Origin of the sequence: Streptomyces polygonati, from assembly GCF_042650325.1 — a bacterium.
Classification (GTDB): domain Bacteria; phylum Actinomycetota; class Actinomycetes; order Streptomycetales; family Streptomycetaceae; genus Actinacidiphila; species Actinacidiphila polygonati.
In genome coordinates, this window is record NZ_JBHSBB010000002.1 from 19,477 (window position 1) to 45,163 (window position 25,687).

The window sequence follows — 25,687 nt, forward strand, 5'->3', positions numbered from 1 at the left end:
GCGCCGCTCCGTTGTAGCAGTCGTGGGTCTGGCAGTAATCAGCGCGGTCGCCGTGCTCGGACTGGGAGTCGGGCCCGCTGTCGCGGACCTCAGCGTGAAACCTTCCCCCTCGGGCAGTTCGAGCGCTGGGAGCGATTCGGACAGGCTGTGGGCCCATGTGCGCTACACCTCCGGCGGCAGTGCGTCGAAAGGCAATACGCAGCCGATCGCGTCGTCCGATGCGGATTTCAAGCCGCCCGTGTGCTGGTACAAGAGCTTTACGCCCGCTCAGTTCGAAGCCGAACTGCAACGCCGCTACTACGCCGCCGGGAATGACCACGCCGATACCATCTACAACTACTACTACGGTATTCGTTCGCAGATGGAGGGCATCAAGTACCACCAGGGTGACGAGGGTAGTTGGTGGGTGCTGGAGTACAACGACTCCTACATGAACGATCCGACTGCCGTCTGTCCCTATCAGCAAGGCTGGATGTGGCAGGGGCCAGGAGACCCCGCGCCGCCGGCGCCGATCACCCCGGAGATGCTGGCGCAGGCCGCGTACAAGGAATTGAAGCTCCCGGTCCCGGCCGTGAAGCTGAGCCCGGCTGCACAGAACCAGAAGGTGAACCTCGCTACTTACGTGAGCTTCGGCGATGCGTTGGGCTACGCGTCGTTGACGGCCAATCTCGAGAACGTCTGGGCGACTGTCGTGGCGGTACCGAGCAGCCTCCACATCGATGCAGGAACGAGCTACGCGTCGCCGGAGAGCTGCGACTACGTGTTCACGCCGACCGCAGGGGGCTACAGCGTGAACAGCTCGGATGCCTCGTGCAACATCACCTACCGCAAGGCGACCGCGGTGGGGAGCACGTATCGGATGCAGGCACAGATGACGTGGACCGTGACATGGACGCCCACCCAGGCTGCGGAGCCCGGCAGGGGCCAAGGCTTGGCCCCCGGGTACTCCACCAGTCCGCAGCCGGTCACCGTCCAGGAGATCCAGACCGTCAACCGCTGACCAGCCACGCCCTCGCCCGGGGGGGCGCTCACGCGCCCCCCCGCTCCGGTCAGAGCGACTGCGGGAACGTGAAGAGACCGTTCGGGTCCAGGCGGGCCTTGAGGGTGGTGAGGCGGGGGGCGTTGGGGCCGTAGTAGGCCGTGCGCCAGTTGGAGAGGGTGGGGTCGGTGTAGTTCTGGTAGGCGGCGCCCGAGGCGTAGCGGCGGAGGGCGGAGTGGGTGGTGTCGAGCCAGGACGTGCGGGAGAGGGCGTCCGAGGCGAGGTATTGGACCAGGACGCGGGAAGTGCGGTGGGGGAAGGCGGTGGCCGTGGGGGAGGGGCGGTTGACGGCGCCGCCGAGGGCGGTGAGGGCGATGCTGCCGGCGCCGCCTCCCGACTGGTTGGCCAGCCGCTGGGTCTGGGCGAGGAGCGCGTCGATGCCGGCCTCGGGGAGCAGGGCGTCGTAGAAGTCGGAGCGGGCGGTGTACGTTTCGCGGCCGAGCTTGCCGGTGGGCGGCAGGTGGCACTGGGCGGCGGACAGGCCCGAGCAGCCCGCGTAGGAGAACATCGCGTCGAGGAAGTCGTGCGGCCGCAGCGAGACCGTGGCGGCGGGGCCGGGGCCGCCCGGGGCGTCGGCCAACTGGTCGGCGGCGGCGGCCAGGTCGTCCCGGGAGCCGGTGGACATCATGGCGACGGAGACGGTCGGCGTACCGCCGGGCGCGCAGTCCAGGTGGAGGGCGGACCAGATGTGGTCCGGTTGGTCGGGCCCCCAGCGCTGCCAGGAGCGGACGACGGACGCCGCGCGGCTCCACGGCCAGGTGAGGTAGCCGGTGACGACGTCCGGCTTGGGCCGGGTGGCGAAGCGCAGTGAGGTGACGACGCCGAACTGGCCGTTCCCGGCGCCGCGCAGGGCCCAGAAGATGTCGGGCTCGGCGTCGGCGGAGACCTCGTGGGTACGGCCGTCGGGGGTGATCAGGGTGGCGCCGGTCAGATTGTCGCAGGTCAGTCCCATGGAACGGCTCAGCACGCCGTGCCCGCCGCCGAGCGTGAGGCCGGAGATGCCGACCGAGGGGCAGGAGCCGCCGGGCACGCAGCGGCCCTTGGTGCCCAGCGTGCTGTAGACGTCTATCAGCTTGGCGCCGGCGCCGATGGTGGCCGTGGCGCCGTCCAGGTGGATCGAGGAGAGCCGGGAGACGTCGATGATCAGCCGGCCGTCGCCGCTGGACCAGCCCGCGTACGAGTGGCCGCCGCTGCGGACCACCGGGACGGTGCCCGTCCGGGTGGCGAAGTCCAGGCAGCTGCGGATGTCGTCGACGCCGCTGACGTACGCGATGCCGGCCGGGCGCAGATTGTCGTACCGGGTGTTGTAGAGACGGTGGTCGAGTTCGTACGCGCTGTCGTCGGGGCGGACGAGGTCGCCGTCGAGGGAGGAGGCCAGCGCCTTCCAGTCCGGTGCGACCTTGCTGGGCGTGGCGGTGGGCTTGAGCGTGGCGGTGGTGGAGCCGGCCGGGGCGGAGGCCGCGGAGGTACGACTCGGTGTCGAGGCAACGCTCTTGGGGTCGTCGCCGCCGACCCTGCAGCCGGTCAGCCAGGCCGCGGCCAGTACTCCGCCTCCGGCCCGCAGGGCGGTACGCCGCGCCGGTGGGCGGGCCGCCGGGGCCGTTATGGAGGACTTCGGGTCAGCTGTTGTCTCGTGCACAGTGTTCCACCGCCGCAATCACGCACGGGGTCACGCCGACCCCGATGGCAGGTGCCTACTGCCCCCGGGCACCTTCGGTAACCCAAGACGACGCAGCCCGGGGTTCGGTTGCGATGATCTTCGCCGGTGGGGGCAGGGGATGGGGCTGGGGCGGCGGCGCGGCGGCTCAGCCGCCGCCGTGTTCCCGCGCGTCCCGCCGCGCCCGTTCCCTGGCCCGCCGGGCCGGGCCGGCCCAACCGCAGGTGCAACGGGCCGAGATGAAGGCGCCGCGCTCGACGACGGACGTACGGTGCGCCGGGCCGGCCCCGTCAGCGGGGGCCGGCCCGGCGTCGGCGGTGGGGGACGACGAAGGGGCAGGAGCAACGTCGGCGATCACATTGCGCACGCCTCCACCGTAACGGGCGTGACGGCCCGCTCACGACCGTCGTTAGCCGGATGAGGCCTCAGCCGAGCGGCCGGCGGCGCCGGGCGGCGGTCGTACAGGGATGGATGAGTGATGGCAGCAGCGATGTCCACGGGGGTGCGAGCGCTGCGAGCGGCGCGCTCGGCACCGCCCGAGCCCACGGACCCTCCGACGCCCCCCGCGCCGCCACGCGCGGTGCGCCCGGAAGGCCGGGCGAGACCGGTGGGCCCGGCGCAACCGGAAGGTCCGGGCGGTCCGAAGCGTCTGCCCGGCCCGGACGGCTGCCCTGGCCCGGCCCGGCTGGCCAGTGCCGTGAGTCCGGCTCGGTCGGAGAGCCCGGCGCCATCAGCCGTCCCGGGAGGCGTGGAAGGCCCCTCCCGCTCGGCGGTGCCGGACGGCGTCGCCGCTGCCGGGCCGGTGGCCGGTCCCCGGCCGCCTTCCGGTCGCGCGGCGCCGGCGCGCCGCCCCCGTACCGCTCCCGCCTCCCACCCCCCGGCCCGAGGGCGCGCCTTCACCGTGAGCGCGCTGGCGCTCGCCGCGGCGGCCACCGCCGCGGCGCTGAGCGGATGCGTGAGCAGCGGTGCCGTCGCCGAGGGGCAGGACGGGGGGTCGGGCGGGTCGCCGGACGGGGTGGCGGCCAGGGCGGTGGCGGAGGCCGCGGACACCTTGGTGCAGGCCGGGAGTTCGCGGGTGAGCACGTCGATGCGGATGGCCAGCGGCGGCACCCTGCTGACCATCACCGGGACCGGCGTCTTCGACTACGCGCGGCGGCAGGGGCAGCTGACCCTGGAGCTGCCCAAGGACGCGGCCGGCACGGAGGAGCACAAGCCGATCACCGAGCTGCTGACACCCGGTGCCTTGTATATGAAGAACCGCGGCGAGGGGGTGCCGCCCTCCAAGTGGGTGCGGATGGACACGACCCGGCTCCCGGACGGCAATCTGGTGACCGGCGGCGCCACCGAGCCGCTCGTGGCGGCCGAGCTGCTCCGGGGCGCCCGGCAGGTGACCCTCGTCGGCGAGGAGACCCGCGACGGGGTGAGGGTGCGGCACTACCGGGGCGTCGCCGACATCGCCCGGGCGGCCGGCGCGGCCCCCGCCGCCGATCGCGGTCCGCTGCGGGCGGCGGCCGTGGGCTTCACGGTGACCCGGGTGCCGTTCGACGCCTGGCTGGATTCGGTCGGCCGGCTGCGCGAGCTGAGCCAGAGTTTCACCTTCGCCGCGGCCGGCGCCGGTCCCGCCGCTCCGGACCGGGCGGACCCGCCGCCGGACGACGCGCACCGCGACGACAAGAACGGAGCCGCTTCCGACCTCGCCGATCCCGCGAAGCTCAAGGCCACCCGCCCGGGGACCCCGGGTTCGCCCCCCGCCGACATGGACCCGGCCGGCCGTGACCCGGCCCGTACGGACAGCGCCGCCGCCCGGTCCCGCGCCGCCGGCGCCGCGTACCGCGCCCGGCATGATGTGACGGTGGTCTCTACCACCCGCTATGACCTCTTCGGTACCACGGTGATCGTGATCATGCCCCGACCTGCGGACATCTGGACGGGAAAGATCGTTTCTGCCCAACCCCGCTAGGGGTCCCGCCGGATCGGGCCTCATTGAAATGGCCCATCCGTGCCATGCGCCGGAGCACGTATGGTCCCTACGCTGGAGTAGGCCGAGCAGCCTGGGGGCGAGACGTGAGCGAGGAGGTGGTGCGCGCATGGTGCCGTCGCCCGGAACTTCGGTGCAGGACGATCCGGTGGCCCTGGCAGAGATCGAGTTGTGCGGTGAGCTGATGATCGCCGCGTCCACCGCCGCCGAGGAGCGGCTCAGTTTCGCCCGGATCGACGAGGTGCTGGAAGTCTCCCACTGCGGATCGCCGACGGCCAACTGACCCGACGACGCCCGACGACGCCCGACGGCTCCTGGATTCCCCGCCCGTCAGGTCCGCAGCAGCCGCGCTATCGCGGCCGTCGCCTCCGCCACCTTCTCGTCGATCTCCGGCCCCCCACCGACCGCCGCCGCCGCGACGCAGTGCCGCAGATGCTCCTCCAGCAGCCGCAGGGCGAAGGACTGCAGGCCCTTGGTGCTCGCCGAGACCTGGGTGAGGATGTCGATGCAGTAGACATCCTCCTCGACCATCCGCTGCAGTCCGCGGATCTGCCCTTCGATCCTGCGCAGCCGCTTCAGATGGGACTCCTTGTCATGGCTGTAGCCATGGGGCCCGTGCGGCTCCACAATCTCCTCCGCGACGCTTTCCGAGGTCATCCGGCCCGCCCGCCCTTCTGTCCCGTTATACCCCCGATGGGTATAGCTTACCGAATCGATATCTTGTGCGAGGCATCCCCCGTCCGGGGGCTTCGTGCGATGGGCGACACTGGGTGACACCGGTCAACCGTGGCCGGATGATGCACCTAGCATCAAACGAGACCGAAACCGAGCACCCCGAGGACCTCAACGTGCGCTTTCGTCTGACCCCCAGGGAGACGAGCTTCTACGACATGTTCGCTGCGTCCGCGGACAACATCGTCACCGGTTCGAAGCTCCTCATGGAACTGCTCGGAGCCGATTCGGCCACCCGGATCGAGATCGCGGAGCGTATGCGGGCGGCGGAGCACGCGGGCGACGACGCGACACACGCGATCTACCACCAGCTCAACTCCTCCTTCATAACGCCCTTCGACCGCGAGGACATCTACAAGCTCGCCGGCTGTCTCGACGACATCATGGACTACATGGAGGAGGCCGTTGACCTGGTCGTCCTCTACAACGTCGAAGAGCTCCCGAAGGGCGTCGAGCAGCAGATCGAGGTGCTGGCGCGGGCGGCGGAGCTGACCGCGGGGGCGATGCCCAACCTGCGGACGATGGACAACCTCACCGAGTACTGGATCGAGATCAACCGGCTGGAGAACCAGGCCGACCAGATCCACCGCAAGCTGCTCGCCCAGCTCTTCAACGGCAAGTACGACGCGATGGAAGTGCTCAAGCTCAAGCAGATCGTGGACGTCCTGGAAGAGGCGGCGGACGCTTTCGAGCACGTGGCGAACACGGTGGAGACCATCGCGGTCAAGGAGTCCTGACCTACGTGGACACCTCTGTTCTGATCGTGACCATCGCGGTCGCGCTCTTCTTCACGTACACCAACGGCTTCCACGACTCGGCCAACGCCATCGCCACCTCGGTGTCCACCCGGGCGCTGACGCCCAAGGCGGCGCTGCTGATGGCCGCGGTGATGAACCTGTTCGGCGCGTTCCTCGGCCAGGGGGTGGCCCAGACCGTCATCAAGGGGGTGATCGCCACTCCGCACGGCCGGTCGGGCATGGCGGTGCTGTTCGCGGCGCTGGCCGGCGCGGTGCTGTGGAATCTGACCACCTGGTATCTCGGGCTGCCGTCGAGCTCCACCCACGCGCTGTTCGGCGGGCTGATCGGCGCGGCGCTGGCCGGCGGGGTCACCGTGCACTGGACCGGCGTGGTGGACAGGATCATCGTGCCGATGTTCGCCTCGCCGCTGGTCGGCCTGGTGGTCGGCTTCGGGGTGATGCTGGCGATCCTGTGGTTCTTCCGGCGGGCCAATCCGCACAAGGCCAAGCGGGGCTTCCGGATCGCGCAGACCATCTCGGCGGCGGCGATGGCGCTCGGCCACGGTCTGCAGGACGCGCAGAAGACCATGGGCGTGGTGGTGCTCGCGCTGGTCATCCACGATCCGGCCCGGGGCTTCGGCATCCCGGTCTGGGTCAAGGTGGTGTGCGCGCTGACGATGTCGCTGGGCACCTACGCGGGCGGCTGGCGGATCATGCGGACGCTGGGGCGCCGGATCATCGACCTGGACCCGCCGCAGGGCTTCGCCGCCGAGACCACCTCGGCGAGCATCCTCTACGTGTCCGCGTACCTCTTCCACGCGCCGGTCTCCACCACCCATGTGATCACCTCGGCGATCATGGGCGTGGGCGCGACGAAGCGGGTGAAGGCGGTGCGGTGGGGTGTCGCCAAGAACATCGTGGCCGGCTGGTTCATCACGATGCCGGCGGCCGGTGTGGTGGGCGCCGGCTGCTACTACCTGATATGGCTGATCTTCCACTGACTCCCCGGCCGCGTGGCCGGACGTGGCCGGACATGGATCAGGCCCCACTTCCCGGCTGGGAAGCGGGGCCCGCGCCTTGCGGTGGCACCGCCATGCAGCACCGCACGGCGGTCTTGATCACCCGAAGCGGCCCGAGATGTAGTCCTCGGTGGCCTGGACGGACGGGTTGGAGAAGATGCGCTCGGTGTCGTCGATCTCGATGAGCTTGCCGGGCTGGCCGACCGCCGACAGGTTGAAGAAGGCGGTACGGTCCGACACCCGCGCGGCCTGCTGCATGTTGTGGGTGACGATGACGATGGTGAACCGCTCCTTCAGCTCGCCGATCAGGTCCTCGATGGCGAGGGTGGAGATCGGGTCGAGCGCCGAGCACGGCTCGTCCATCAGCAGCACATTGGGCTCGACCGCGATCGCGCGGGCGATGCACAGCCGCTGCTGCTGGCCGCCGGACAGGCCGGAACCGGGCTTGTTGAGGCGGTCCTTGACCTCGTTCCAGAGGTTGGCGCCCTTGAGGGACTTCTCGACGATGTTCTCGAGGTCGCCCTTCTTGCGGATGCCGTTGAGCCGCAGGCCCGCCGCCACGTTGTCGTAGATCGACATGGTGGGGAACGGGTTCGGCCGCTGGAAGACCATGCCGACCGTGCGGCGTACCGTCACCGGGTCGACACCGGGACCGTAGAGGTTCTCGTCGTCCAGCAGCACCTTGCCCTCGACGCGGCCGCCGGGGGTGACCTCGTGCATACGGTTCAAGGTGCGCAGGAAGGTGGACTTGCCGCAGCCGGACGGGCCGATGAACGCGGTCACCGAGCCGGGCTCTACGGTCATCGAGATGTCGTCGATGGCCTTGTGGTTGCCGTAGAAGGCGGACAGGCCGCTGACGTCTATTCGCTTGGCCATGGGGATCACTTCTTTTCTGCTGATGGCCGCGTCCGCGACCGGCCACGCGGCGGAGGAGCCGCTCATCGGGACTTCGGCGCCTTCCAGCGGGCGATGCCGCGGGCCACCAGGTTGAGGATCATCACGAAGGCGATCAGGACGAGGGCCGCCGCCCAGGCACGGTTGTAGCTCGGCTCGTTGCCGTTGCCGTACTGCTCGAAGATGTAGTACGGCAGCGACGACTGCGGGTTCTTGAACGGGTTCGTGTTGATCAGGTTGCTGCCGAACACCAGCAGTGCGATCGGGGCGCTCTCACCGGCGATACGGGCGATGGCCAGCACCACACCGGTGGTGATACCGCCGATCGCGGTGGGCACGACCACCTTGACGATGGTGCGCCACTTGGGCACGCCCAGCGCCAGCGAGGCCTCACGCAGCTCGTTGGGGACGAGCTTGAGCATCTCCTCGGTGGAGCGCACCACGACCGGGAGCATCAGGATCGTCAGGGCCAGCGAGCCGGCGAAGCCGGACTGCGGGGCGGAGCCGACGACCACGAACCACACCGACAGGATGAACAGACCGGACACGATCGACGGGACGCCGGTCATCACGTCGACGAAGAAGGTGACCCACTTGGCGAGCGCGCCCTTGCCGTACTCGACCAGGTAGATCGCGGTCAGGATGCCCAGCGGCGCCGCGATCACGGTGGCGATGCCGACCTGCTCCAGGGTGCCGATGATGGCGTGGTAGACGCCGCCGCCCGGCTCGATGGTGAGCACGTTGTTCATCGAGTGGGTCAGGAAGTTGATGTCGAGGACCTTCACGCCCTTGCTGATGGTCGTTTCCACCAGCGAGTAGAGCGGGATGACCGCCAGCACGAAACTGGCCCAGACCAGGCTGGTCGCCATCCGGTCCTTGGCCTGGCGCCGGCCCTCGACCCGCGCGGTGATGGCGTAGGACCCGGCGATGAAGAGCACCAGGGCGATCAGGCCCCACTGGATCTGGCTGTCCAGGCCGAAGCCGGCGCCGATGGCGCAGGCGACCGCGATGGAACCGGCGGCGATGGCGAGCGGAGCCCAGCGCGGCAGCCGCGCGGTGGCCAGCGGAGGGCTGGCGGGCGCCGCGTGCTTCGCCGAGTTCGTGACCGATGTCCCGCTCATGCGTTGGCCCCCGAGTATTCCTTCCGGCGCTGGATGATGAACCGAGCGGCGCCGTTGACCAGCAGAGTGATGATGAACAGGACGAGACCGGAGGCGATCAGCGCGTTGCGGCCGAACTCGTCGGCCTCACCGAACTTGGCGACGATGTTCTGCGAGAAGGTGCCGCCGACCGGGTCGAGCAGGTGCGCGGACAGCTGCGGGGAGGCGGACAGCACGGTCGCTACCGCCATCGTCTCGCCGAGCGCGCGGCCCAGGCCCAGCATGGACGCGGAGATGATGCCGGAGCGGGCGAAGGGCAGCACCGACAGCCGGATGACCTCCCAGCGGGTCGCGCCGAGCGCGATCGCCGCTTCCTCGTGCATCTTGGGCACCTGCCGGATGACTTCCCGGCTGACGTTGGTGATGATCGGCAGGATCATGATCGCCAGCAGGATGCCGACGGTGAACAGCGAGCGGGGCGCCGAGTTCGGGTCCTGCTTGGAGAAGATCACCGTCCAGCCGAAGTACTTGTCCAGCCAGAGGTTCAGCCCGCGCAGGTGCGGGACCAGGAACAGCGCGCCCCACAGGCCGTAGATGATGCTGGGCACGGCGGCGAGCAGGTCGATGATGTACGCGATCAGCCCGCCGAGGCGGCGCGGCGCGTAGTGGGTGATGAACAGCGCGATGCCGATGGCGATCGGGACGGCGATGAGCATCGCGATGATCGAGCTGACCACCGTGCCGTAGGCCAGCACCGCCACACCGAAGGACGGGGGCGTGAGGCTGGCGTTCCACTCGAAGGTGGTCAGGAAGTTGGTGTGGTCCTTGGATATCGCGCTCACCGCGCGCACCGTCAGGAAGATGGCGATCGCGGCCATCACCACGAGCAGGAAGACGCCGGATCCGCGGGACAGACCGGCGAAGATCCGGTCACCGGGCCGGGTCACGGTCCGCGTCGCCCGTGGCGGGGCGGGAGGGGCGCTGGGGGGTGGGGCGGTGGTTGTCATGGGAACTCTCCGGTCTGGGTGGGAGAGCCGGACGGCTCCCCCGGCGGCGGTGCACCGGATGCACGGCGGGCCCCGAGGCCAGGGTCTGGCCGCGGGACCCGCCGGGCGTGATCAGGAAAGGGCGGCGACGGTGGAGCGGACCTTCGTGGCGATCTCGTCGGGCAGCGGGGCGTAGCCGGCGGCGGTGAGCTGCGCCTGGCCGTCCGTGCTGGAGATGTAGTTGAGGAAGGACTTGGTCAGCGGCAGGGTGGCCGGCTTGTTGCCCTTGTCGCAGGCGATCTCGTACGTCACCAGGACGATCGGGTACGCGTTGTCGGTCTTGGTGGTGTACGCGGCGCCCAGGTCGAGCGACAGGTCGGCACCGGTGCCGACGATCTTCGCGGAGGCGATGCCCGCGGAGGCGTTGGCGGAGGTGGCCTCGACCGGCGCGGAGGCACCGGTGTTGATCTTGACCGTCTTGATGCTCTCGGCGGTCGCGTAGGACAGCTCGAAGTAACCGATGGAGCCCTCGGTCTGCTTGACCAGGGCGGCCACACCGGAGGACTTGGCGGCCGCCTGGCCGCCCTTGCCCGCCCACGCCTTGGCGTGCTCGTAGGGCCACGCGGACGGGGCCGCGCCCTTGAGGTACTTGGTGAGGTTGTCGGTGGTGCCCGACTCGTCCTGGCGGTGGACGGTCTGGATCTTCTGGCTCGGCAGGGTGGCACCCGGGTTGAGGGCCTTGATGGCCGGGTCGTTCCAGGAGGTGATCTGCGAGTTGAAGATCTTCGCCAGGGTGGGCGCGTCCAGCACGAGGCTGTCGACACCGGGGAGGTTGTAGCCGATGGCGATCGGTCCGCCGACCATCGGGATGCTGATGCCCTCGCCGCCGGCGCAGACCTTCTTCGAGGAGGCGACCTCGGTGTCCTTCAGCGGGGAGTCGGAGCCGGCGAAGGCGTCCGTGCCCTGGTTGAAGTCGACGACGCCCTCACCGGAGGACGAGGTCTTGTAGTTGATCGTCGCGCCGGCACAGGCCTGCTGGTAGTTCTTCACCCAGGACTCGATCGCGTTCTGCTGGGCGGAGGAGCCCGACGCGAGGATCTGGCCCTTGGCGCAGGAGATCGAGGACGCCGCGCTGGCGCTGGTGGTCGGCTGACCGCTGGAGCTGGGGGTCGCGGAGCTGCTGGAGTTGTCGTCCGAACCGCAGGCGGTCAGGACCAGCGCGCCGGTAATCGCGACCGCGCCGACGGTCAGGGCCCGGAGCCCGCTCTTACGCTGAAGCTTCACCTTCGTGTGTTCCTTCCGAGAGCCCGCCGGTGGACGGCGAAGCAGAGGATTGGTGTATCTGCATCCACCCGGCGACATGGTGCTCACCGGTAAGGCCGAAATTAGGCAGATCAGGTGAAGCGACCTTCGGGAGATGGTGAACGTGAGGTGAACCTCGTCTATCAGGGTGGTGGCGCACTTTATGGATCTTGCTGTACGCGTCTCGAATGTGACATACGGGGTTCACGGAAAAGATGCGGTAACGACGGGATCACGACCCGATCACGGGAGTCACGGACGGGTCACGGGCGCCGGCCCGGCGGGTGACGGTGTGTCAGAACCGATCTCGGGCGCGGGCCGGGGGGCGGCGCGGCGGCGCGGCGACGCGGCGACACGACGACGCGGACGGGCGCGGCGGGGCACTCAGCCGACGAGCGTACGCAGCAGCGCGTCGACGAGCGGGCGGTCGCGGTCATTGGTGAGCCGGTGCCGGGCCGCGGTGGGCGGCAGCCAGACCATCCGGTCCACCTCCCTGTTGACCTCGAAGGCGCCGCCGGTCGCCTCGGCGGCCCAGTAGCGGACCTCCTTGGGGCGGCCTTCCACCAGATAGCGGACGGTCGGCAGCTGCGCGCCGAGCACGCACTCCATGCCGGTCTCCTCGCGGGTCTCGCGCAGCGCCGCCGCGGCGGTCTCCTCGCCCCGCTTGAGCTTGCCCTTGGGCATGCTCCAGTCGTCGTAGCGCGGGCGGTGGATCAGCGCGATCTCGACCCGGCCGTCATAGGGGGAGCGGCGCCACAGCACCACCCCCGCCGCGCGGACCGTCCTCGGGTCCACCCGGCCGAACGGCGCTCGACGCGGCTCCGGCCCGGTCATCTGCCGGGTGCTCCTGGGAGGCGGGCGCCCGGTGGCGCGGCGGTCGCCACCGGGGGCTGCGCCGCCTGTGGGTCGGTGGCGGACCACTGCCACAGCCGGGAGAAGGCGAAGCGGGCCGCCTCGACCTCGTGCCGCTGGTCGGCGTGCAGGACGCCCAGGGCGTAGGCCGTGGCCGGGGCGATCCGGGGGGTGCGGGCCGCGGCGGCCACCGCGGCGGCGGACTCGGCGGCTTCCCGGTGCCGCTGGAGCAGCAGGGAGGCCTCGGCGGTCCGCGGGTCGTCCGGCGCGCCGGCGCCGGGCACCTCGGCGGCGTAACGGCTCAGCCGCAGCAGTATCCGTACCTGCTGCCAGGGCGAGTCCTGCAGGTCCGCGGTCAGCTCGGCGCCGAGCGAGGCCCGCATCGCCTCGGCGTTGTACGGGTTGGCCGCCCGGTGCAGCGGCAGCGCGTCGGCCGCGTCCGACAGCCGCTGGTACGCCTGCCCGGCCAGCGGCGGCAGTACGGCGGCGGCCGGCTCGTCGCCGGCGGCGCTGAGCGGTACGTCCGAGGCGAGCACCGCGATGGAGTCGGCGAGGCCGTGGAAGCGGGAGGAGCCCATCGCCTGGAGGGTCGCGGAGTGCGCCCGGGTCCTGGCGAGGGTGAGCTGACGCTCCAGCAGGGCGGCGGCGCGGGCGGCGCCGAGCGCCAGCGGACCCCCGCCGGCCGCCGTGTCCGCGGCCCCGTTGGCACCGCCGCCCGGCCCTTCGGTGCGTATCGGCTCGGGCGCGGCGGGCAGCGACAGCCGCCGCAGCGCCTCCAGCAGCCGGGTGAGCCGCTCCACGTACTGCGGCTCGCGGCCCAGCGTGGCCGACAGCCAGCCGAGTTCGGCCCGCAGCGGCTCGGACCACGAGGGGTCGGTCAGCGGGGCGTAGGTGTGCAGCACCCCGGCGATCCGGCGGGCGCTGCGCCGCAGCAGGTGGTCGGCGTCGTATTCGCTCTCCCCGCGCAGGCTCATGCCCCGCAGGAAGGCGGTGGCCTGCTCCCGGAGGTAGCCGGTCAGCGCGCCGCCCGCGGTCTCGTTGTCGTCGGCGAAGGGGGAGCCGCCGCCCGTGCCGCCGCCGGCCGGTGTCCGGCCGCCGGCCGCCGGGCCGCCCGCGTTCCCCGGGCTGCCCGGGCCGGCCCCGTCGCCGGCCCGTGCCGCGTTGCCCGGGCGGTCGCCCGCCGCCGTCTTGCCGCTGGCCACCGTGCTGCTCCCCGTGTCCCCGTCGTCCGCGCGGTCGCGCGGAACGTCCCTGTCCGCCGGTCCGCTTCCCGCGTCCCGGCCGCCGCCGGGCCGCGGGCCCGAGCGTGTCTCCGTACGTGTCCGGGCCGGCGTCCCAGCTTGTGTCCCGGCTCGTGTCCCGGTACGTGCCTCGGTGCCGCCCGGCGCTCCGGCGCTGGCCCCGCCGCCGGGCCGGGCCCCGGCCGTGCGGCCGCGGCCCGGGGCGCGTTCGACTTCCGCACCGGGCGCCGGGTCGCGCGGGGGGCCGGTGATGGCGCCCCGCGGGCCGTCAGGTAGCTGCTGATGGGCCACGCCGGCGCCTCCGGGCGTCGATGAGCATCTCCTGGATGTTGACCAGCGGCCGGCCTTCGGAGTCGGTGCTGTGCCGGGTCCAGTTGCCGTCGGCCGCCAGGTGCCAGGACGCCGTGGAGTCCGACATCCCGAGTTCCAGCAGGCGGCCGATGGTGGCGCGGTGCGTCGGGTCGGCGACCCTGACCAGCGCCTCGATGCGGCGGTCGAGATTGCGGTGCATCATGTCGGCGCTGCCGAGCCACACTTCGGGCTCGCCGCCGCTGGCGAAGGCGAACACCCGGGAGTGTTCGAGGAAGCGGCCCAGGATGCTGCGGACCCGGATGTTCTCCGACAGCCCGACCACCCCCGGCCGTACCGCGCAGATCCCGCGGACCCAGATGTCCACCGGCACCCCGGCCTGCGAGGCACGGTAGAGCGCGTCGATGATCACCTCGTCCACGATCGAGTTGACCTTGATCCGCACATAGGCCGGGCGGCCGGCCTTGTGGTGCTCGATCTCCGCGATGATCCGCTTGATCAGCCCGTCGCGCAGGCTGCGCGGCGCGACCAGCAGCCGGTTGTACGACTCGCGCCTGGAGTAGCCGGACAGCCGGTTGAACAGGTGCGACAGGTCCGCGCCGACCTGCGGGTCGGCGGTGAGCAGGCCCAGGTCCTCGTAGAGCCGGGCCGTCTTGGGGTGGTAGTTGCCGGTGCCGACATGGCTGTAGCGGCGCAGCGTCTCGCCCTCCTGGCGGACCACCAGCGACAGCTTGCAGTGCGTCTTGAGGCCGACCAGGCCGTAGACCACATGGCAGCCGGCCTCCTCCAGCTTGCGGGCCCACTTGATGTTGGCCTGCTCGTCGAAGCGCGCCTTGAGCTCCACCAGCACCAGCACCTGCTTGCCCGCCTCGGCCGCGTCGATCAGCGCGTCCACGATCGGCGAGTCGCCCGAGGTGCGGTAGAGGGTCTGCTTGATGGCCAGCACGTCGGGGTCGGCGGCGGCCTGGTCGAGGAAGGCCTGCACGGAGGTGGAGAAGGAGTCGTACGGGTGGTGCAGCAGCACGTCCCGCTCGCGCAGCGCCGCGAAGATGTCCGGCGGCGAGGCCGACTCGACCTCGGCCAGGTCGCGGTGGGTGCCGGCGATGAACCGGCGGTATTTCAGCTCCGGCCGGTCCAGGCCCGCGATGGCGAACAGGCCGGTCAGGTCCAGCGGCCCGGGCAGCGGATAGACCTCGGTGTGCTTCATCTTCAGCTCGTGCACCAGCAGGTCCAGCACCCGGGGGGCGATCGACTCCTCGACCTCCAGCCGGACCGGCGGCCCGAAGCGGCGCCGCATCAGCTCCTTCTCCAGGGCCTGGAGCAGATTCTCCGCGTCGTCCTCCTCGACCTCCAGATCCTCGTTCCTGGTGACCCGGAACATGTGGTGGTCGAGCACCTCCATCCCCGGGAACAGCTCGTCCAGGTGGGCGGCGATCACGTCCTCCAGCGGTACGTACCGCTGCGGTCCGGCCTCCAGGAAGCGGAACAGGATCGGCGGCACCTTCACCCGGGCGAAGTGCTCGTGCCCGGAGACCGGGTTGCGCACCACCACGGCGAGGTTCAGCGAGAGGCCGGAGATATAGGGGAAGGGGTGCGCGGGGTCCACGGCCAGCGGCGTCAGCACCGGGAAGATCTGCTGCCGGAAGAGGGTGGCCAGCCGGGCCTGCTCCTTCTCGGTGAGATCGGCCCAGCGGATGACGTGGATGCCCTCGTCGGCGAGCTGCGGCGCCACGTCGTTCTGGAAGCAGGCGGCGTGCCGGGCCATCAGCTCGCGCGACCGGGTCAGGATCAGGTCCAGCACGTCGCGGGGCTGGAGCCCTGAGGCCGAACGGGTGGCGACGCCGGTGGCTATCCGGCGTTTGAGGCCGGCCACCCGGACCATGAAGAACTCGTCCAGATTGCTCGCGAAGATCGCCAGGAAGTTGGCGCGCTCCAGCAGCGGGGTGCTCGGGTCCTCGGCGAGTTCGAGCACGCGCTCGTTGAAGGCGAGCCAGCTCTGCTCGCGGTCGAGGAAGCGGCCCTCGGGCAGTTCCTCGTCGTAGTCCTCACCGGCCGAGGCCAGGTCAGGCGGCTCCGGCGCCAGGTCCGGCACCACGCGCGGCCGGAAAGAGCCGTCCCCGGCTTGCTCCCCCTCAGCCTGCTGCGGCTGGACAGGGACACTGGGGTGATTCGTCTGGGCCATGGTCTGCGAGCCCTCCTCCGGTTCCGGCACGTCGAACGCGCGACCGGCGGCCTTTCCGAGGCGTCGCTCAGCCGTCGCTCCATTGTCCCGGGTACCGGCGGGTTTCGGCAGGTCGGGCGGGGGAGTGGGGGGAGCGGGCTGCATCCCGCGATGCTCGCAAGTGAGATTGAATCGCCGGTAACGAGCGCATGGCCGTAAGGCAAGCGCGGTGCTTCCGGCAGGGGCGCCCGGACACAGCGTGTTCGGGCCGGGGGCCCGGTGGGGGTGGGGGAGGCCGGGTCGCGGCACCGGATCGGGGCTGGTCCGGTGCCGTTCCGGGGCGGGTTTCGGTCGCGGGTGCCGCCGCTGTCGCTGCTGCCGCCGGTGCCGCTGCTGTCGCCGGTGCCGCTGCCGGTGCGGCGGGCCCGGGGAACTGTCCCGGGTCCGCGTCCCCTTCCGGCCCCGGGTCTCAGTTCTCGGTGCGGTACATCAGGTCGGTCTCGTGCACGGTGAAGCCCAGCCGCTCGTAGACGGCGACCGCCGGGGTGTTGTCCGCGTCCACGTACAGCATCGCGGTGCGCAGGCCCCGGTCGCGGGCCAGGTGGCGCAGTCCGATCGAGGTCAGCGCCTTGCCCAGGCCGCCGCCCTGCTCGCTGGGGGCGACCCCGACCACGTACACCTCGCCCAGGCCCTCGTCGTCGTGCACCTTGGTCCAGTGGAAGCCGGCCATCGCGGGGCCGCGGCAGGCCAGGAAGAAGCCGGCCGGGTCGAACCACCCCTCGGCCTCGCGGTCCTCCAGGTCACGCAGCGTGAGTCCGCCCTGTTCGGGGTGATGGGCGAAGGCGGCGGCGTTGACCGCGAGCCAGGCGGCCTCGTCCTGGCCCGGGACGAAGGTGCGCACGGTCACTCCCTCGGGCAGCCGCGGCTCCGGCAGGCCGCTGAGCTCGGCGTCCAGCGGGCGGCGCATCTGGTGCAGCTCGCGGAAGAGCTTCAGATTGAGTACGGCGGCCAGGTGGCGGGCGGCCGGGTGACCGCCGTGCGCCCACACCCGCAGCCGCTTGCCGGTGGCGGCCAGCAGCGCGTCGCCGAGCGCCCGGCCGTGGCCGCGGGAACGGCGGGCCGGGTGGATGAGGAATTCGGCGGCGGGCGCCTCGATCGGGTCGGTGCCGTCGATCTGGGCGTAGCCGGTCAGCTCCTCACCTTCCTCTCCCTCTTCCCCGGAGTCACGGGGGCCGTCGGAGCCGCCGGGGCTGCCGGAATCGTCGGAGGTGCCGGGATCGCCGGTGCCGACCGCGCCGCCGGGCTCCTCGCGGGGTGTCCACAGCAGCAGGTGGCGTACGCCCGCGGTGCCGTCCCGCCGTACGTACAGCCGGCCCTGCTCGGAGACCGCGGGCCTGCCGTCGGCGTCGGCGGCGGCCCCGATCAGGTCCAGGACCGCGGCGGCGGTGGCCTGGTTCAGTTCGGACAGTGCCTCGATGCGCCGATCGCTCATGCCGAGATCGTACGGCGCGAGCCCCTCGCTTCGGTGGCAGCCACCGGCAGCGGCACGCGGGCCGCCCGGACGGGCGCGGGTTCCGGTCAGGCCGGGGTCGTACGGGAGGCCCCGGCTTCGGCGTCGGCGGTCCGCGCCGGTACGGCCGGCCGTCGCGGTACGGGGACGATCAGCGCGGAGCAGCAGGCGACGACCGCGGCCAGCGCGAAACCGGGCCAGTAGGCGGTGGCCGAGATGAGCGCGGCCATCGCGGGCGGTACGAGGGCGGCGGTCAGATTCTGCCCGGTGTTGTGGACGCCCAGCGCCCGGCCCGACCAGGCGGGCCCGGCCCGCTCGGCGGTGGAGGTGAAGGACAGCCCGTTGGTGCTGGCGCTCAGCGCGATCGCGACCACCAGCAGGGCCGGGGTGAGCGGCGAGGGGAAGGCCGTGGTCAGCGCTGTGGCCGCGACCACGGCGCCGGTCAGCACCGCCAGTTGCCGCATCGGCCGCAGCCTGCTGCCCACCCGGTCCGACCAGCGGCCGACCACGATCCGGGACACGGCGCCCAGTCCTTGGGCGACCGCGATCAACTGCCCGGCGTGCACCGGCGACCAGCCGCGTACGTCCACCAGCAGCACCAGTGAGAACGCCCCGGCGGTGAACTGCGGCACCACCAGCAGCGCGGCCGAACCGTGCACCCGCCACAGCGTGTTGTCCCCCCGGTACGGGTTCGGCGCGGGCGCCGCGTCCACCGCCGCCTCCGGACGGGCCGGATCGGCGGCGAACACCGCGATCAGCAGGGCGATGACCCCGCACAGCACGGCCAGGAACCCGAAGGCGCCGGTCAGCCCGTACCGCCCGGCCAGCGGCGGCATGGCCAGCGCGGCCAGGCCCATGCCGAGCGGTGTCGACGTCTGCCGTATCCCCATCGCGAGCCCGCGCTCCCGGGCCGAGAACCAGCCCATCACCAGCCGCCCGCTCGCCGAATACACCGAGGCCCCGGCCGCCCCGGCCACCACCAGCAGCCCCCCGAGCGCCACCATCCCGCTGGCCCCCCAGGCCGCCACCCCCAACGCCCCGCCGGCCCCACCCAGCCCGAGCGCGATCACCACCCGCTCCCCCCACCGATCCGCCGCGGCCCCCCACCCGTAGAGCGCCCCCACCAGCCCCACCGTCGGACATGCCACCAGCAGCCCCACCTGCGTCAGCGTCAAATGCTGCCGGGTCCGCAGCTCGTCCCCCAGATACGGAATCCCATACACGAACGCACAGGCCGCGGTCTGCGCGGCGGTCCCCAACGCCAACATGATCCAACGCCGCACGGTGCCGTCACCTCCTCGGTGGGTGGTACCACCAACTATGGCGGGTCATCCGGGGAGTGAGACAGTATGTTCCACATGATGAGATGCACCGCCCGCGTGAGGCGGTTGAGGACGTTGCCCTGGCTGTGTCCACGCGGAGAAGAGGTGTCGGTCTTCTCCGGCGGCAGCGGCGGCAACACGGCGACTGAGCCCATCGGGCCCGAACCGGCCTGCGGGCAGGCCCCGCTGAGGGACGTACAGGTACCCACGCCTTCGCGGCGGGTGGCGCGGGACCGGCCCTGCCTGGGGTGAGGGTCTGGTCATGTGGGGTTCATCCCGAAAGGGCTGCCGGGCTACGCGCGTTGACTCTATGCTGCACAGCGCATGAACCGCTCTTGACCCGTAGTTGACCCGAGGACCCAAGGGGATCCATGTCTCTGGCACGCAGAATCTCGGTGGGTGTGGCCGGCCTGGCGGCTGTCGGCACCCTGATCGCGGCCTGTCCCGCGCCCGCGCACGGCCACGGTGGCAAGCCGGGGGCGGGGCGGACGGTCGACCTGCAGATGCTCGCCCTCAATGACTTCCACGGGAATCTGGAGCCGCCGGCCGGCTCCTCGGGGAGTGTCAACGAGCTGGAGGCGGACGGCAGTGTGAAGTCCGTGCCGGCCGGCGGGGTGGAGTATCTGGCGTCCAGTCTGCGCACCGCCCGCAAGGGGCACGACCGTTCGCTGACGGTCGCGGCCGGGGACCTGGTGGGGGCGAGCCCGCTGCTGTCCGGGCTGTTCCACGACGAACCCACCGTCGAGGCGATGAACAAGATCGGCCTGGACGTCACCAGCGTCGGCAACCACGAGTTCGACGAGGGCAAGGCCGAACTGCTGCGGCTGCAGAACGGCGGCTGCCACCCGGTCGACGGCTGCTACCAGCCCGGCAAGACCTTCCAGGGCGCCGACTACCCGATCCTGTCGGCGAACGTCGTGAACGAGCAGACCGGCCGGCCGCTGCTCCAGCCCTACGTGGTCAAGAACGTCAAGGGCGTGAAGGTCGGCTTCATCGGCGTCACCCTCAAGGGCACCCCGAACATCGTCACCGCCGCCGGCGTGGCGGGCCTGAAGTTCCTGGACGAGGCCGAGACGGTCAACAAGTACACCAAGGTCCTCAAGCAGCAGGGCGTCAACGCCGTCGTCGCGCTGATCCACGAGGGCGGCGTGCCGGTCAGCGGCAGCTACAACTACAACTGCGACGCGGGCGGCGCCGGCACCGGTATCTCCGGCCCGATCGTGGACATCGCCAAGAAGATCTCGCCGGATGTGGACGCCCTGGTCACCGGCCACACCCACAACTCCTACGTGTGCACGATCCCGGACCCCGCCGGGCACCCCCGGCTGGTCACCAGTGCCTCCTCCTTCGGCCGGCTCTACACCGAGCTGGACATGAAGTACGACGTCCGCACCCACGACATCGTGCGCACCTCGGTCAAGGGCACCAACCACGTGGTGGACCGGGTGCAGCCCAAGGCCGCCGACATGACCGCGCTGATCGCCCGCTGGAACACGCTGGCCGCCCCGGTCGCCGGCCGCACCATCGGCTGGATCAGCGCCGACATCGGCCGCACCGGCAACCGCGAGACCCCGCTGGGTGACCTGATCGCCGACGCCCAGCTCGCCTACGGCAAGACCCTCGACCCGACGACGCAGCTGGCGCTGATGAACCCCGGCGGTATCCGTACCGACCTGGTCTACCCCTCCACCGGCACCGAGGGCGACGGCGTGGTCACCTACGCCGAGGGCTTCGCGGTCCAGCCGTTCAGCAACACCGTGAACCTCACCACGCTGACCGGCGCGCAGATCGTCGCCGCGCTCCAGCAGCAGGTCAGCGGCGCCAATCTGGCCGCCCCGAAGATCCTGCAGATCTCGGCCGGCCTCACCTACACCCTGGACACCACCAAGACCGGCGCCGACCAGATCGTGGCCGGCTCGGTCGCGCTGGGCGGCACGCCGATCGACCCGGCCGCCTCCTACCGGGTGGCCGAGAACAACTTCCTGGCCGGCGGCGGCGACGGCTTCGCCGCCCTCGGACAGGGCACGAACCCGCTGGTCGGCGGCGACGACCTGGCGGCCTTCGCGGCCTATCTGACCGCGCACTCCTCCGCGTCGGCGCCCATCGCGCCGCCGGCCGCGGACCGGGTGACCGTCATCCCGTAGCCGGCGGCTCCTCGGGCGGCGCGGTCGGCGCCCCCGGCAGCCGGAGGGTGGCCAGCGTGCCGCCCCCCGGCGCCGGGGCCAGCGTCACCTCGCCGCCCGACTGCTGTACGGTCCGGGCCACGATCGACAGCCCGAGCCCGCTGCCGGGCAGGCTCCGCGCGTCCGGCGAGCGCCAGAACCGCTCGAAGACATGCGGCAGCTCCTCCGCCGGGATGCCCGGCCCGTGATCGCGTACGGTCAGCTGCCCGCCGTGCAGCCGCACCTCGACCTCGCCGCCGGCCGGGCTGAACTTCACCGCGTTGTCCAGCAGGTTCACGATCGCCCGCTCCAGCGCCGCGGCCTCCCCCTGGACGAACCAGGGCCGCAGGTCCGCCAGCAGCTTCAGATCGGGCCCGCGCAGCCTGGCCCGGTCCAGCGCCGCCTCGGTCACCTCGTGCAGCGGCACCACGTCGAGGGTGCGGACCGCGTCCGGGCGGGACAGCTCCTGGAGGTCGCCGATCAGCGAGGCCAGCTCGGTCATCTGGGCCTTCACCGAGGCCAGCAGCGCTTTGCGGTCCTCGGGCGGGATCGCCCGCCCGGTGGCCTCGCTGCGCTCCAGCAGCTCGATATTCGTCCGCAGCGAGGTCAGCGGGGTGCGCAGCTCGTGCCCCGCGTCGGCGATCAGCTGCTGCTGCCGGTCCCGGGAGGACGCCAGCGCGGCGGTCATCGCGTTGAAGGACGTACTCAGCCGGGCGATCTCGTCCTGCCCCTCGACGGGGATGCGGACGCTGAGGTCCTCGGTGCGGGCGATGTGCTCGACGGTCTGGGTGAGGGTGTCCACCGGCCGCAGCCCGGTCCTGGCGATCACCAGCCCGGCGGAGGCCGCCCCCAGGACACCGACGCCGGTGACGGCGAGCAGCACCCAGGCGAGGGTGGTGAGCGGGTCGGTGATGTCGCTGAGCGGCCGGGCCACGGACAGTGCGACGGGCTGGTCGTTGAGCGCCAGGTTGGTGCTCGTGGTGTGGACCCGGAAGTCCCGGCCGTGGACCCGCACGGTGTGCGTCAGCGAGTTCGCGGCGTCGGAACCGGCATTGGCGGCGATGCTCCGGTCGGCGGCGGTGGCCGGGAAGGTCCCGGCGCCGGTGACGTAGCAGATCGTGCCGTCGGCCAGCACGAGCTGCGCGGAGACATTCGCCGGGTTGATGGCGAACTGGCCGGCGCTGGGGGTGGGACCGCCGGTGCACTGGAACGTGCGGAGGCTGTCACGGAGCTGCTGCGCCGCCTCCACCTGCCCCTGGCTGAGCGACTTGTCGAGCTGCGTATTGAGCTCGTTCCGGGTGAAGAGCCAGCAGGCCAGCGCCGCTCCCGCGACCGCCACGGCGACCGCCACCGACGTCAGCAGCGTCAGCCGGGACCGCAGCGGCAGCCTGCTCAGGGGCAGCCTGCTCAGAAAGGATCTGCTCACGAATGCCCGCCGTCGGGCGCCCGCAGCACGTACCCCACCCCGCGCACGGTGTGCACCACCCGCGGCATGGCGCCCGCCTCCGTCTTGCGGCGCAGATACATCACGTACACGTCCAGCGAGTTGGACGTCGGTTCGAAGTCGAAGCCCCACACCGACTTGAGGATCTGCTCCCGGGTGAGCACCTGGCGCGGGTGGGTGAGGAAGAGCTCCAGCAGGGTGTATTCGGTGCGGGTCAGCTCCACCGGCCGCCCGGCGCGGGTCACCTCGCGGGTGGCGGTGTCCATCCGCAGATCGGCGAAGGCCAGCGTGTGGCCCTGCTCGGAGCCCTGGCCGAGGCCGGCCGCGTAGGAGCTGCGGCGCAGCAGGGCCCGCAGCCGGGCCAGCAGCTCGTCCAGCTCGAACGGCTTGACGAGGTAGTCGTCGGCGCCCGCGTCGAGGCCGGTGACGCGGTCGCCGACGGTGTCCCGGGCGGTGAGCATCAGGATCGGGGTGGTTACCCCGGTGGCGCGCAGCCGCCGGGCGGTGGTCAGCCCGTCCATCCGCGGCATCAGCACGTCCAGCACGATCGCGTCCGGGTGGTAGGAGTCCGCCTGCTCCAGCGCCGCCATGCCGTCGGAGGCCAGCGCGGTGTCGTACCCCTCGAAGGCGAGGCTGCGCCGCAGCGCCTCCCGTACGGCCGGCTCGTCGTCCACGATCAGGATGCGCGCGGGGGCCTCGCCGCTGTCGCCGGTGGTCATGGTGTCGGATACCTCGCTGGGGACGGGACTGACGGGACTGACGGAACCGACAGAGCCGACGGACATCGCACGGATCGTCTCTGTACTGATATCAGCCTCGCATGCCCGGCTCAGTTGGTGCCCGTGCCGCCGGACCGCAGCTGCCCGAGGTCCGCCTTGACGGTGTTGATCGGGATGGCGAAGCCGAGGCCGACGCTGCCCGCGCTGGAGGAATCACCGCTGGAGGAGTCCGAGGAGGAGAACATCGCCGAGTTCAGGCCGATGATCTGACCGCTCATGTTGATCAGCGCGCCACCGGAGTTGCCCGGGTTCAGCGACGCGTCGGTCTGGATCGCCTTGTACGTGGTGGTGGAGCTGCCGGTGTCACCGTTGAACTGGTTGCCGCCGAAGGAGAACGGCCAGCGCCCGCTGTTGCCGCTGCCACTGCCGTCGTCGAACTGCTGCTGGCCCTGGCCGTCCTCGACGGGCACGGTCACGTCGCGGTTCAAGGCCGAGACGATGCCGCTGGTGACGGTGCCGGCCAGACCGTCGGGGGAGCCGATGGCCACCACCTGGTCGCCGACCACCAGACCGGAGGAGTCGCCGAGCGTCGCCGCGGGCAGTCCGCTGCCGCCCTGCACCTTGATCAGCGCCAGGTCCTTCTGGGGGTCGGTGCCGATCACCGAGGCGTTGGAGGTCCTGCCGTTGCTGTAGGTCACCGATACGGAGTCGGCGCCGGAGATCACGTGGTTGTTGGTGACGATCTGGCCGTCGGTGGTGATGATCACACCGGCGCCGGTGGACTTGCCGTCGTTGGAGGTCGCGTTGATCTCCACCACGCTGGGGCTGACCGCCTTGGCCACGCCGGAGACGCTGCCGTCGATCGCGCTGGCGTTGATCGCGGCGGTCGTCGCGGCGGACGCGCTGGTGCTGTGGTTCGTCGCGTTGCCGATCAGGGCGCCCGCGCCGCCGCCGATCACACCGGCCGCGACCGCCACCGCGGCGAACAGCGCGAAGGGCTTGCCGGCCCGGCGCCTGCGGTGCGGGGTGTGCTCGGCGGGGAGGCCGGGAGCGCCGGGGCCGCCGGGAGCACCGGGGCCGCCGGAGCTGCCGGGACCGCCGTAGGGATAGACCGGCGTGTACGAGGGGGGCGGGGGAAAACCGTGGCCCGCCGCTTCCGCCTCGGCGGCCGGGGCCGCCTCCGGGGGCGTCTGCGGGCCGAAATAGAGCGGTGGCTGCGGGTCGTCGTGCGGGTCCTGGGGTTCGCCGCTGTAGCGGTTGCTCTCGGTCATGACAAAAACTCTGCGCCCGCTTCATGAGAGTCGCCTGAGCACACACTGAGAAGCCCGACAGAAGTAGGTATGCCCGATGTAAGGAAGATCGCCCCGGGCTCGCGCCGGACCGCCCGTAACCCGCCCCGGACCTGCGGCAGCCGGGCCCCGGACCCGCCGGGGACCCCCGGCCCGCCGACCGTCAGCGCGGGTGGCACCCGCAGGAGCCGCGTACGACCAATTGGGACGGGAAGGTACGCAGCCGGTCGGGGCGGCCGCCCGGCAGCCGCAGCGAGTCGTCCAGCACCGCGTCCACCGCGGCCCTGGCCATCGCCTTGCGGTCCGAGGCCACCGTGGTGAGCGGCGGGTCGGCCAGCGCGGCTTCCTTGACGTCGTCGAACCCGGCGACGGCCAGCTGGTCCGGTACGTCGATCCGCAGCTCGCGGGCGGCCCGCAGCAGCCCGATCGCCTGGTCGTCGGTCGCGCAGAAGATGGCCGGCGGCCGGTCCGGGCCGGCCAGCAGCCCGAGCGCCACCTGATAGGCGTCGTAGCGGTTGTACGGCGCGTGGAACAGGCGGCCCTCGGTGGACTTGCCGGCCTCCTCCATCGCGCGCCGCCAGCCGACCACATGGTCGGTGACCGGGTCGCCGGTGACCGGGGTGATCTCGGTGCCGCCGAGGCAGGCCACGTACGGATGCCCGTGCTCCAGCAGGTGCCGGGTGGCCAGTTGGGCGCCGCCGATGTCGTCGGTGACCACCGCGATGTCGTCGATCGCCTCGGGACGCTCGTGCAGCAGCACCACCCGGGCGTCCCACGCGTCGATCTCGGCGGCGGCGTTCTGGCTCGGGCCCTGGCTGATCAGGATCAGCCCGGAGACCCGCATACCGAGGAAGGCCCGCAGATAGTGCACCTCGCGCTCGTCGAGGTAGTCGGAGTTGCCGACCAGCACCATCTTTCCGCGCTCGGAGGCGGCCTGCTCGACGGCGTGCGCCATCTCCGCGAAGAACGGCTGCCGGGCGTCCGGCACGATCAGGCCGATGAGGTCGGTACGGCGGCTGGCCATCGCCTGGGCCACACGGTCCGGGCGATAGCCGAGCTGCTTGATGGCCGCGAGCACCCGCTCGCGGGTGGCCGGTGCGACCGGCCGGGGTCCGTTGTTGATGACGTAGCTGACGACCGCCGTTGAGGTCCCCGCCAGCCTGGCCACATCGTCGCGCGTCACCTTGGGCACGGCGCGAAGTCTACGCGTGTCTATCCGGCCGTCACACTGATC

At 71.6% G+C, this 25,687-nt stretch carries 22 protein-coding genes; 6 read left to right on the forward strand and 16 right to left on the reverse strand.

Annotated elements, in window-relative coordinates:
* Positions 1–157 precede the first annotated feature (157 nt).
* Positions 158–1,000, forward strand: a complete 843-nt coding sequence (locus ACFO3J_RS01490; protein WP_386425134.1) for a hypothetical protein — start codon at positions 158–160, stop codon at positions 998–1,000.
* Between the two features lie 49 nt (positions 1,001–1,049).
* Here ACFO3J_RS01490 and ACFO3J_RS01495 read toward each other — a convergent pair whose 3' ends face one another.
* Entirely contained in the window at positions 1,050–2,678 is a 1,629-nt protein-coding gene (locus tag ACFO3J_RS01495) for an FAD-binding oxidoreductase (RefSeq protein WP_386425137.1), read from the reverse strand.
* Between the two features lie 166 nt (positions 2,679–2,844).
* Entirely contained in the window at positions 2,845–3,063 is a 219-nt protein-coding gene (locus ACFO3J_RS01500; protein WP_386425140.1) for a hypothetical protein, read from the reverse strand.
* Positions 3,064–3,597: 534 nt separating this feature from the next.
* On the opposite strand from ACFO3J_RS01500, the gene ACFO3J_RS01505 reads away from it, so the two are divergent.
* Together ACFO3J_RS01505 and ACFO3J_RS01510 are read left to right on the forward strand one after the other, a co-directional pair.
* Positions 3,598–4,656, forward strand: coding sequence for a hypothetical protein (locus tag ACFO3J_RS01505; RefSeq protein ID WP_386425141.1), 1,059 nt, complete (start codon positions 3,598–3,600; stop codon positions 4,654–4,656).
* A 166-nt stretch (positions 4,657–4,822) separates the two neighbouring features.
* Positions 4,823–4,957, forward strand: coding sequence for a hypothetical protein (locus ACFO3J_RS01510; protein WP_386425370.1), 135 nt, complete (start codon positions 4,823–4,825; stop codon positions 4,955–4,957).
* 47 nt (positions 4,958–5,004) lie between these two features.
* Here ACFO3J_RS01510 and ACFO3J_RS01515 read toward each other — a convergent pair whose 3' ends face one another.
* The gene (locus ACFO3J_RS01515; RefSeq protein ID WP_386425144.1) at positions 5,005–5,331 is read right to left on the reverse strand and encodes a metal-sensitive transcriptional regulator; all 327 of its coding nucleotides are present in this window, start codon (positions 5,329–5,331) and stop codon (positions 5,005–5,007) included.
* A 191-nt stretch (positions 5,332–5,522) separates the two neighbouring features.
* On the opposite strand from ACFO3J_RS01515, the gene ACFO3J_RS01520 reads away from it, so the two are divergent.
* Positions 5,523–6,143: a DUF47 domain-containing protein gene (locus ACFO3J_RS01520; RefSeq protein ID WP_386425146.1), complete on the forward strand. Its 621-nt coding sequence runs from the start codon at positions 5,523–5,525 to the stop codon at positions 6,141–6,143.
* 5 nt (positions 6,144–6,148) lie between these two features.
* Positions 6,149–7,144 carry an inorganic phosphate transporter gene (locus tag ACFO3J_RS01525; RefSeq protein ID WP_386425149.1) on the forward strand — a complete coding sequence of 332 codons (996 nt, stop codon included), beginning with the start codon at positions 6,149–6,151 and terminating at the stop codon, positions 7,142–7,144.
* A 117-nt stretch (positions 7,145–7,261) separates the two neighbouring features.
* Here ACFO3J_RS01525 and pstB read toward each other — a convergent pair whose 3' ends face one another.
* The 9 genes from pstB to ACFO3J_RS01570 all read right to left on the reverse strand — a co-directional run bounded on the left by pstB (position 7,262) and on the right by ACFO3J_RS01570 (position 18,740).
* The gene (pstB, locus tag ACFO3J_RS01530; RefSeq protein ID WP_386425152.1) at positions 7,262–8,038 is read right to left on the reverse strand and encodes a phosphate ABC transporter ATP-binding protein PstB; all 777 of its coding nucleotides are present in this window, start codon (positions 8,036–8,038) and stop codon (positions 7,262–7,264) included.
* Between the two features lie 62 nt (positions 8,039–8,100).
* Positions 8,101–9,177 carry a phosphate ABC transporter permease PstA gene (gene pstA / locus ACFO3J_RS01535; RefSeq protein ID WP_386425155.1) on the reverse strand — a complete coding sequence of 359 codons (1,077 nt, stop codon included), beginning with the start codon at positions 9,175–9,177 and terminating at the stop codon, positions 8,101–8,103.
* On the reverse strand, positions 9,174–10,163 hold the full coding sequence (pstC, locus tag ACFO3J_RS01540) for a phosphate ABC transporter permease subunit PstC (protein WP_386425158.1): 990 nt from the start codon (positions 10,161–10,163) through the stop codon (positions 9,174–9,176). The genes pstA and pstC overlap by 4 nt, the downstream gene beginning before the upstream one ends.
* A 111-nt stretch (positions 10,164–10,274) precedes the next feature.
* On the reverse strand, positions 10,275–11,426 hold the full coding sequence (pstS, locus tag ACFO3J_RS01545) for a phosphate ABC transporter substrate-binding protein PstS (RefSeq protein ID WP_386425161.1): 1,152 nt from the start codon (positions 11,424–11,426) through the stop codon (positions 10,275–10,277).
* Between the two features lie 402 nt (positions 11,427–11,828).
* A complete protein-coding gene (locus ACFO3J_RS01550; protein WP_386425163.1) occupies positions 11,829–12,278 on the reverse strand; it encodes an NUDIX hydrolase in 450 nt (149 codons plus the stop codon).
* Positions 12,275–13,498, reverse strand: a complete 1,224-nt coding sequence (locus tag ACFO3J_RS01555) for a CHAD domain-containing protein (RefSeq protein WP_386425165.1) — start codon at positions 13,496–13,498, stop codon at positions 12,275–12,277. The genes ACFO3J_RS01550 and ACFO3J_RS01555 overlap by 4 nt, the downstream gene beginning before the upstream one ends.
* A gap of 307 nt (positions 13,499–13,805) precedes the next feature.
* Positions 13,806–16,028: an RNA degradosome polyphosphate kinase gene (locus ACFO3J_RS01560; RefSeq protein WP_386425168.1), complete on the reverse strand. Its 2,223-nt coding sequence runs from the start codon at positions 16,026–16,028 to the stop codon at positions 13,806–13,808.
* 448 nt (positions 16,029–16,476) lie between these two features.
* Complete coding sequence (gene mshD, locus ACFO3J_RS01565) at positions 16,477–17,499, reverse strand: mycothiol synthase (protein WP_386425171.1); 1,023 nt, start codon at positions 17,497–17,499, stop codon at positions 16,477–16,479.
* Positions 17,500–17,585: 86 nt separating this feature from the next.
* The gene (locus ACFO3J_RS01570) at positions 17,586–18,740 is read right to left on the reverse strand and encodes an MFS transporter (RefSeq protein WP_386425174.1); all 1,155 of its coding nucleotides are present in this window, start codon (positions 18,738–18,740) and stop codon (positions 17,586–17,588) included.
* A gap of 470 nt (positions 18,741–19,210) precedes the next feature.
* On the opposite strand from ACFO3J_RS01570, the gene ACFO3J_RS01575 reads away from it, so the two are divergent.
* Positions 19,211–20,983, forward strand: a complete 1,773-nt coding sequence (locus ACFO3J_RS01575; protein WP_386425176.1) for a bifunctional metallophosphatase/5'-nucleotidase — start codon at positions 19,211–19,213, stop codon at positions 20,981–20,983.
* Here the strand turns inward: ACFO3J_RS01575 and ACFO3J_RS01580 are convergent.
* The 4 genes from ACFO3J_RS01580 to ACFO3J_RS01595 all read right to left on the reverse strand — a co-directional run bounded on the left by ACFO3J_RS01580 (position 20,973) and on the right by ACFO3J_RS01595 (position 25,645).
* Positions 20,973–22,427, reverse strand: a complete 1,455-nt coding sequence (locus ACFO3J_RS01580) for a sensor histidine kinase (RefSeq protein WP_386425179.1) — start codon at positions 22,425–22,427, stop codon at positions 20,973–20,975. The genes ACFO3J_RS01575 and ACFO3J_RS01580 overlap by 11 nt on opposite strands.
* Positions 22,424–23,164, reverse strand: a complete 741-nt coding sequence (locus ACFO3J_RS01585; RefSeq protein WP_386425182.1) for a response regulator transcription factor — start codon at positions 23,162–23,164, stop codon at positions 22,424–22,426. The genes ACFO3J_RS01580 and ACFO3J_RS01585 overlap by 4 nt, the downstream gene beginning before the upstream one ends.
* A gap of 110 nt (positions 23,165–23,274) precedes the next feature.
* A complete protein-coding gene (locus ACFO3J_RS01590; RefSeq protein WP_386425185.1) occupies positions 23,275–24,435 on the reverse strand; it encodes a S1C family serine protease in 1,161 nt (386 codons plus the stop codon).
* Positions 24,436–24,616: 181 nt separating this feature from the next.
* On the reverse strand, positions 24,617–25,645 hold the full coding sequence (locus ACFO3J_RS01595) for a LacI family DNA-binding transcriptional regulator (RefSeq protein ID WP_386425188.1): 1,029 nt from the start codon (positions 25,643–25,645) through the stop codon (positions 24,617–24,619).
* Positions 25,646–25,687 lie beyond the last annotated feature (42 nt).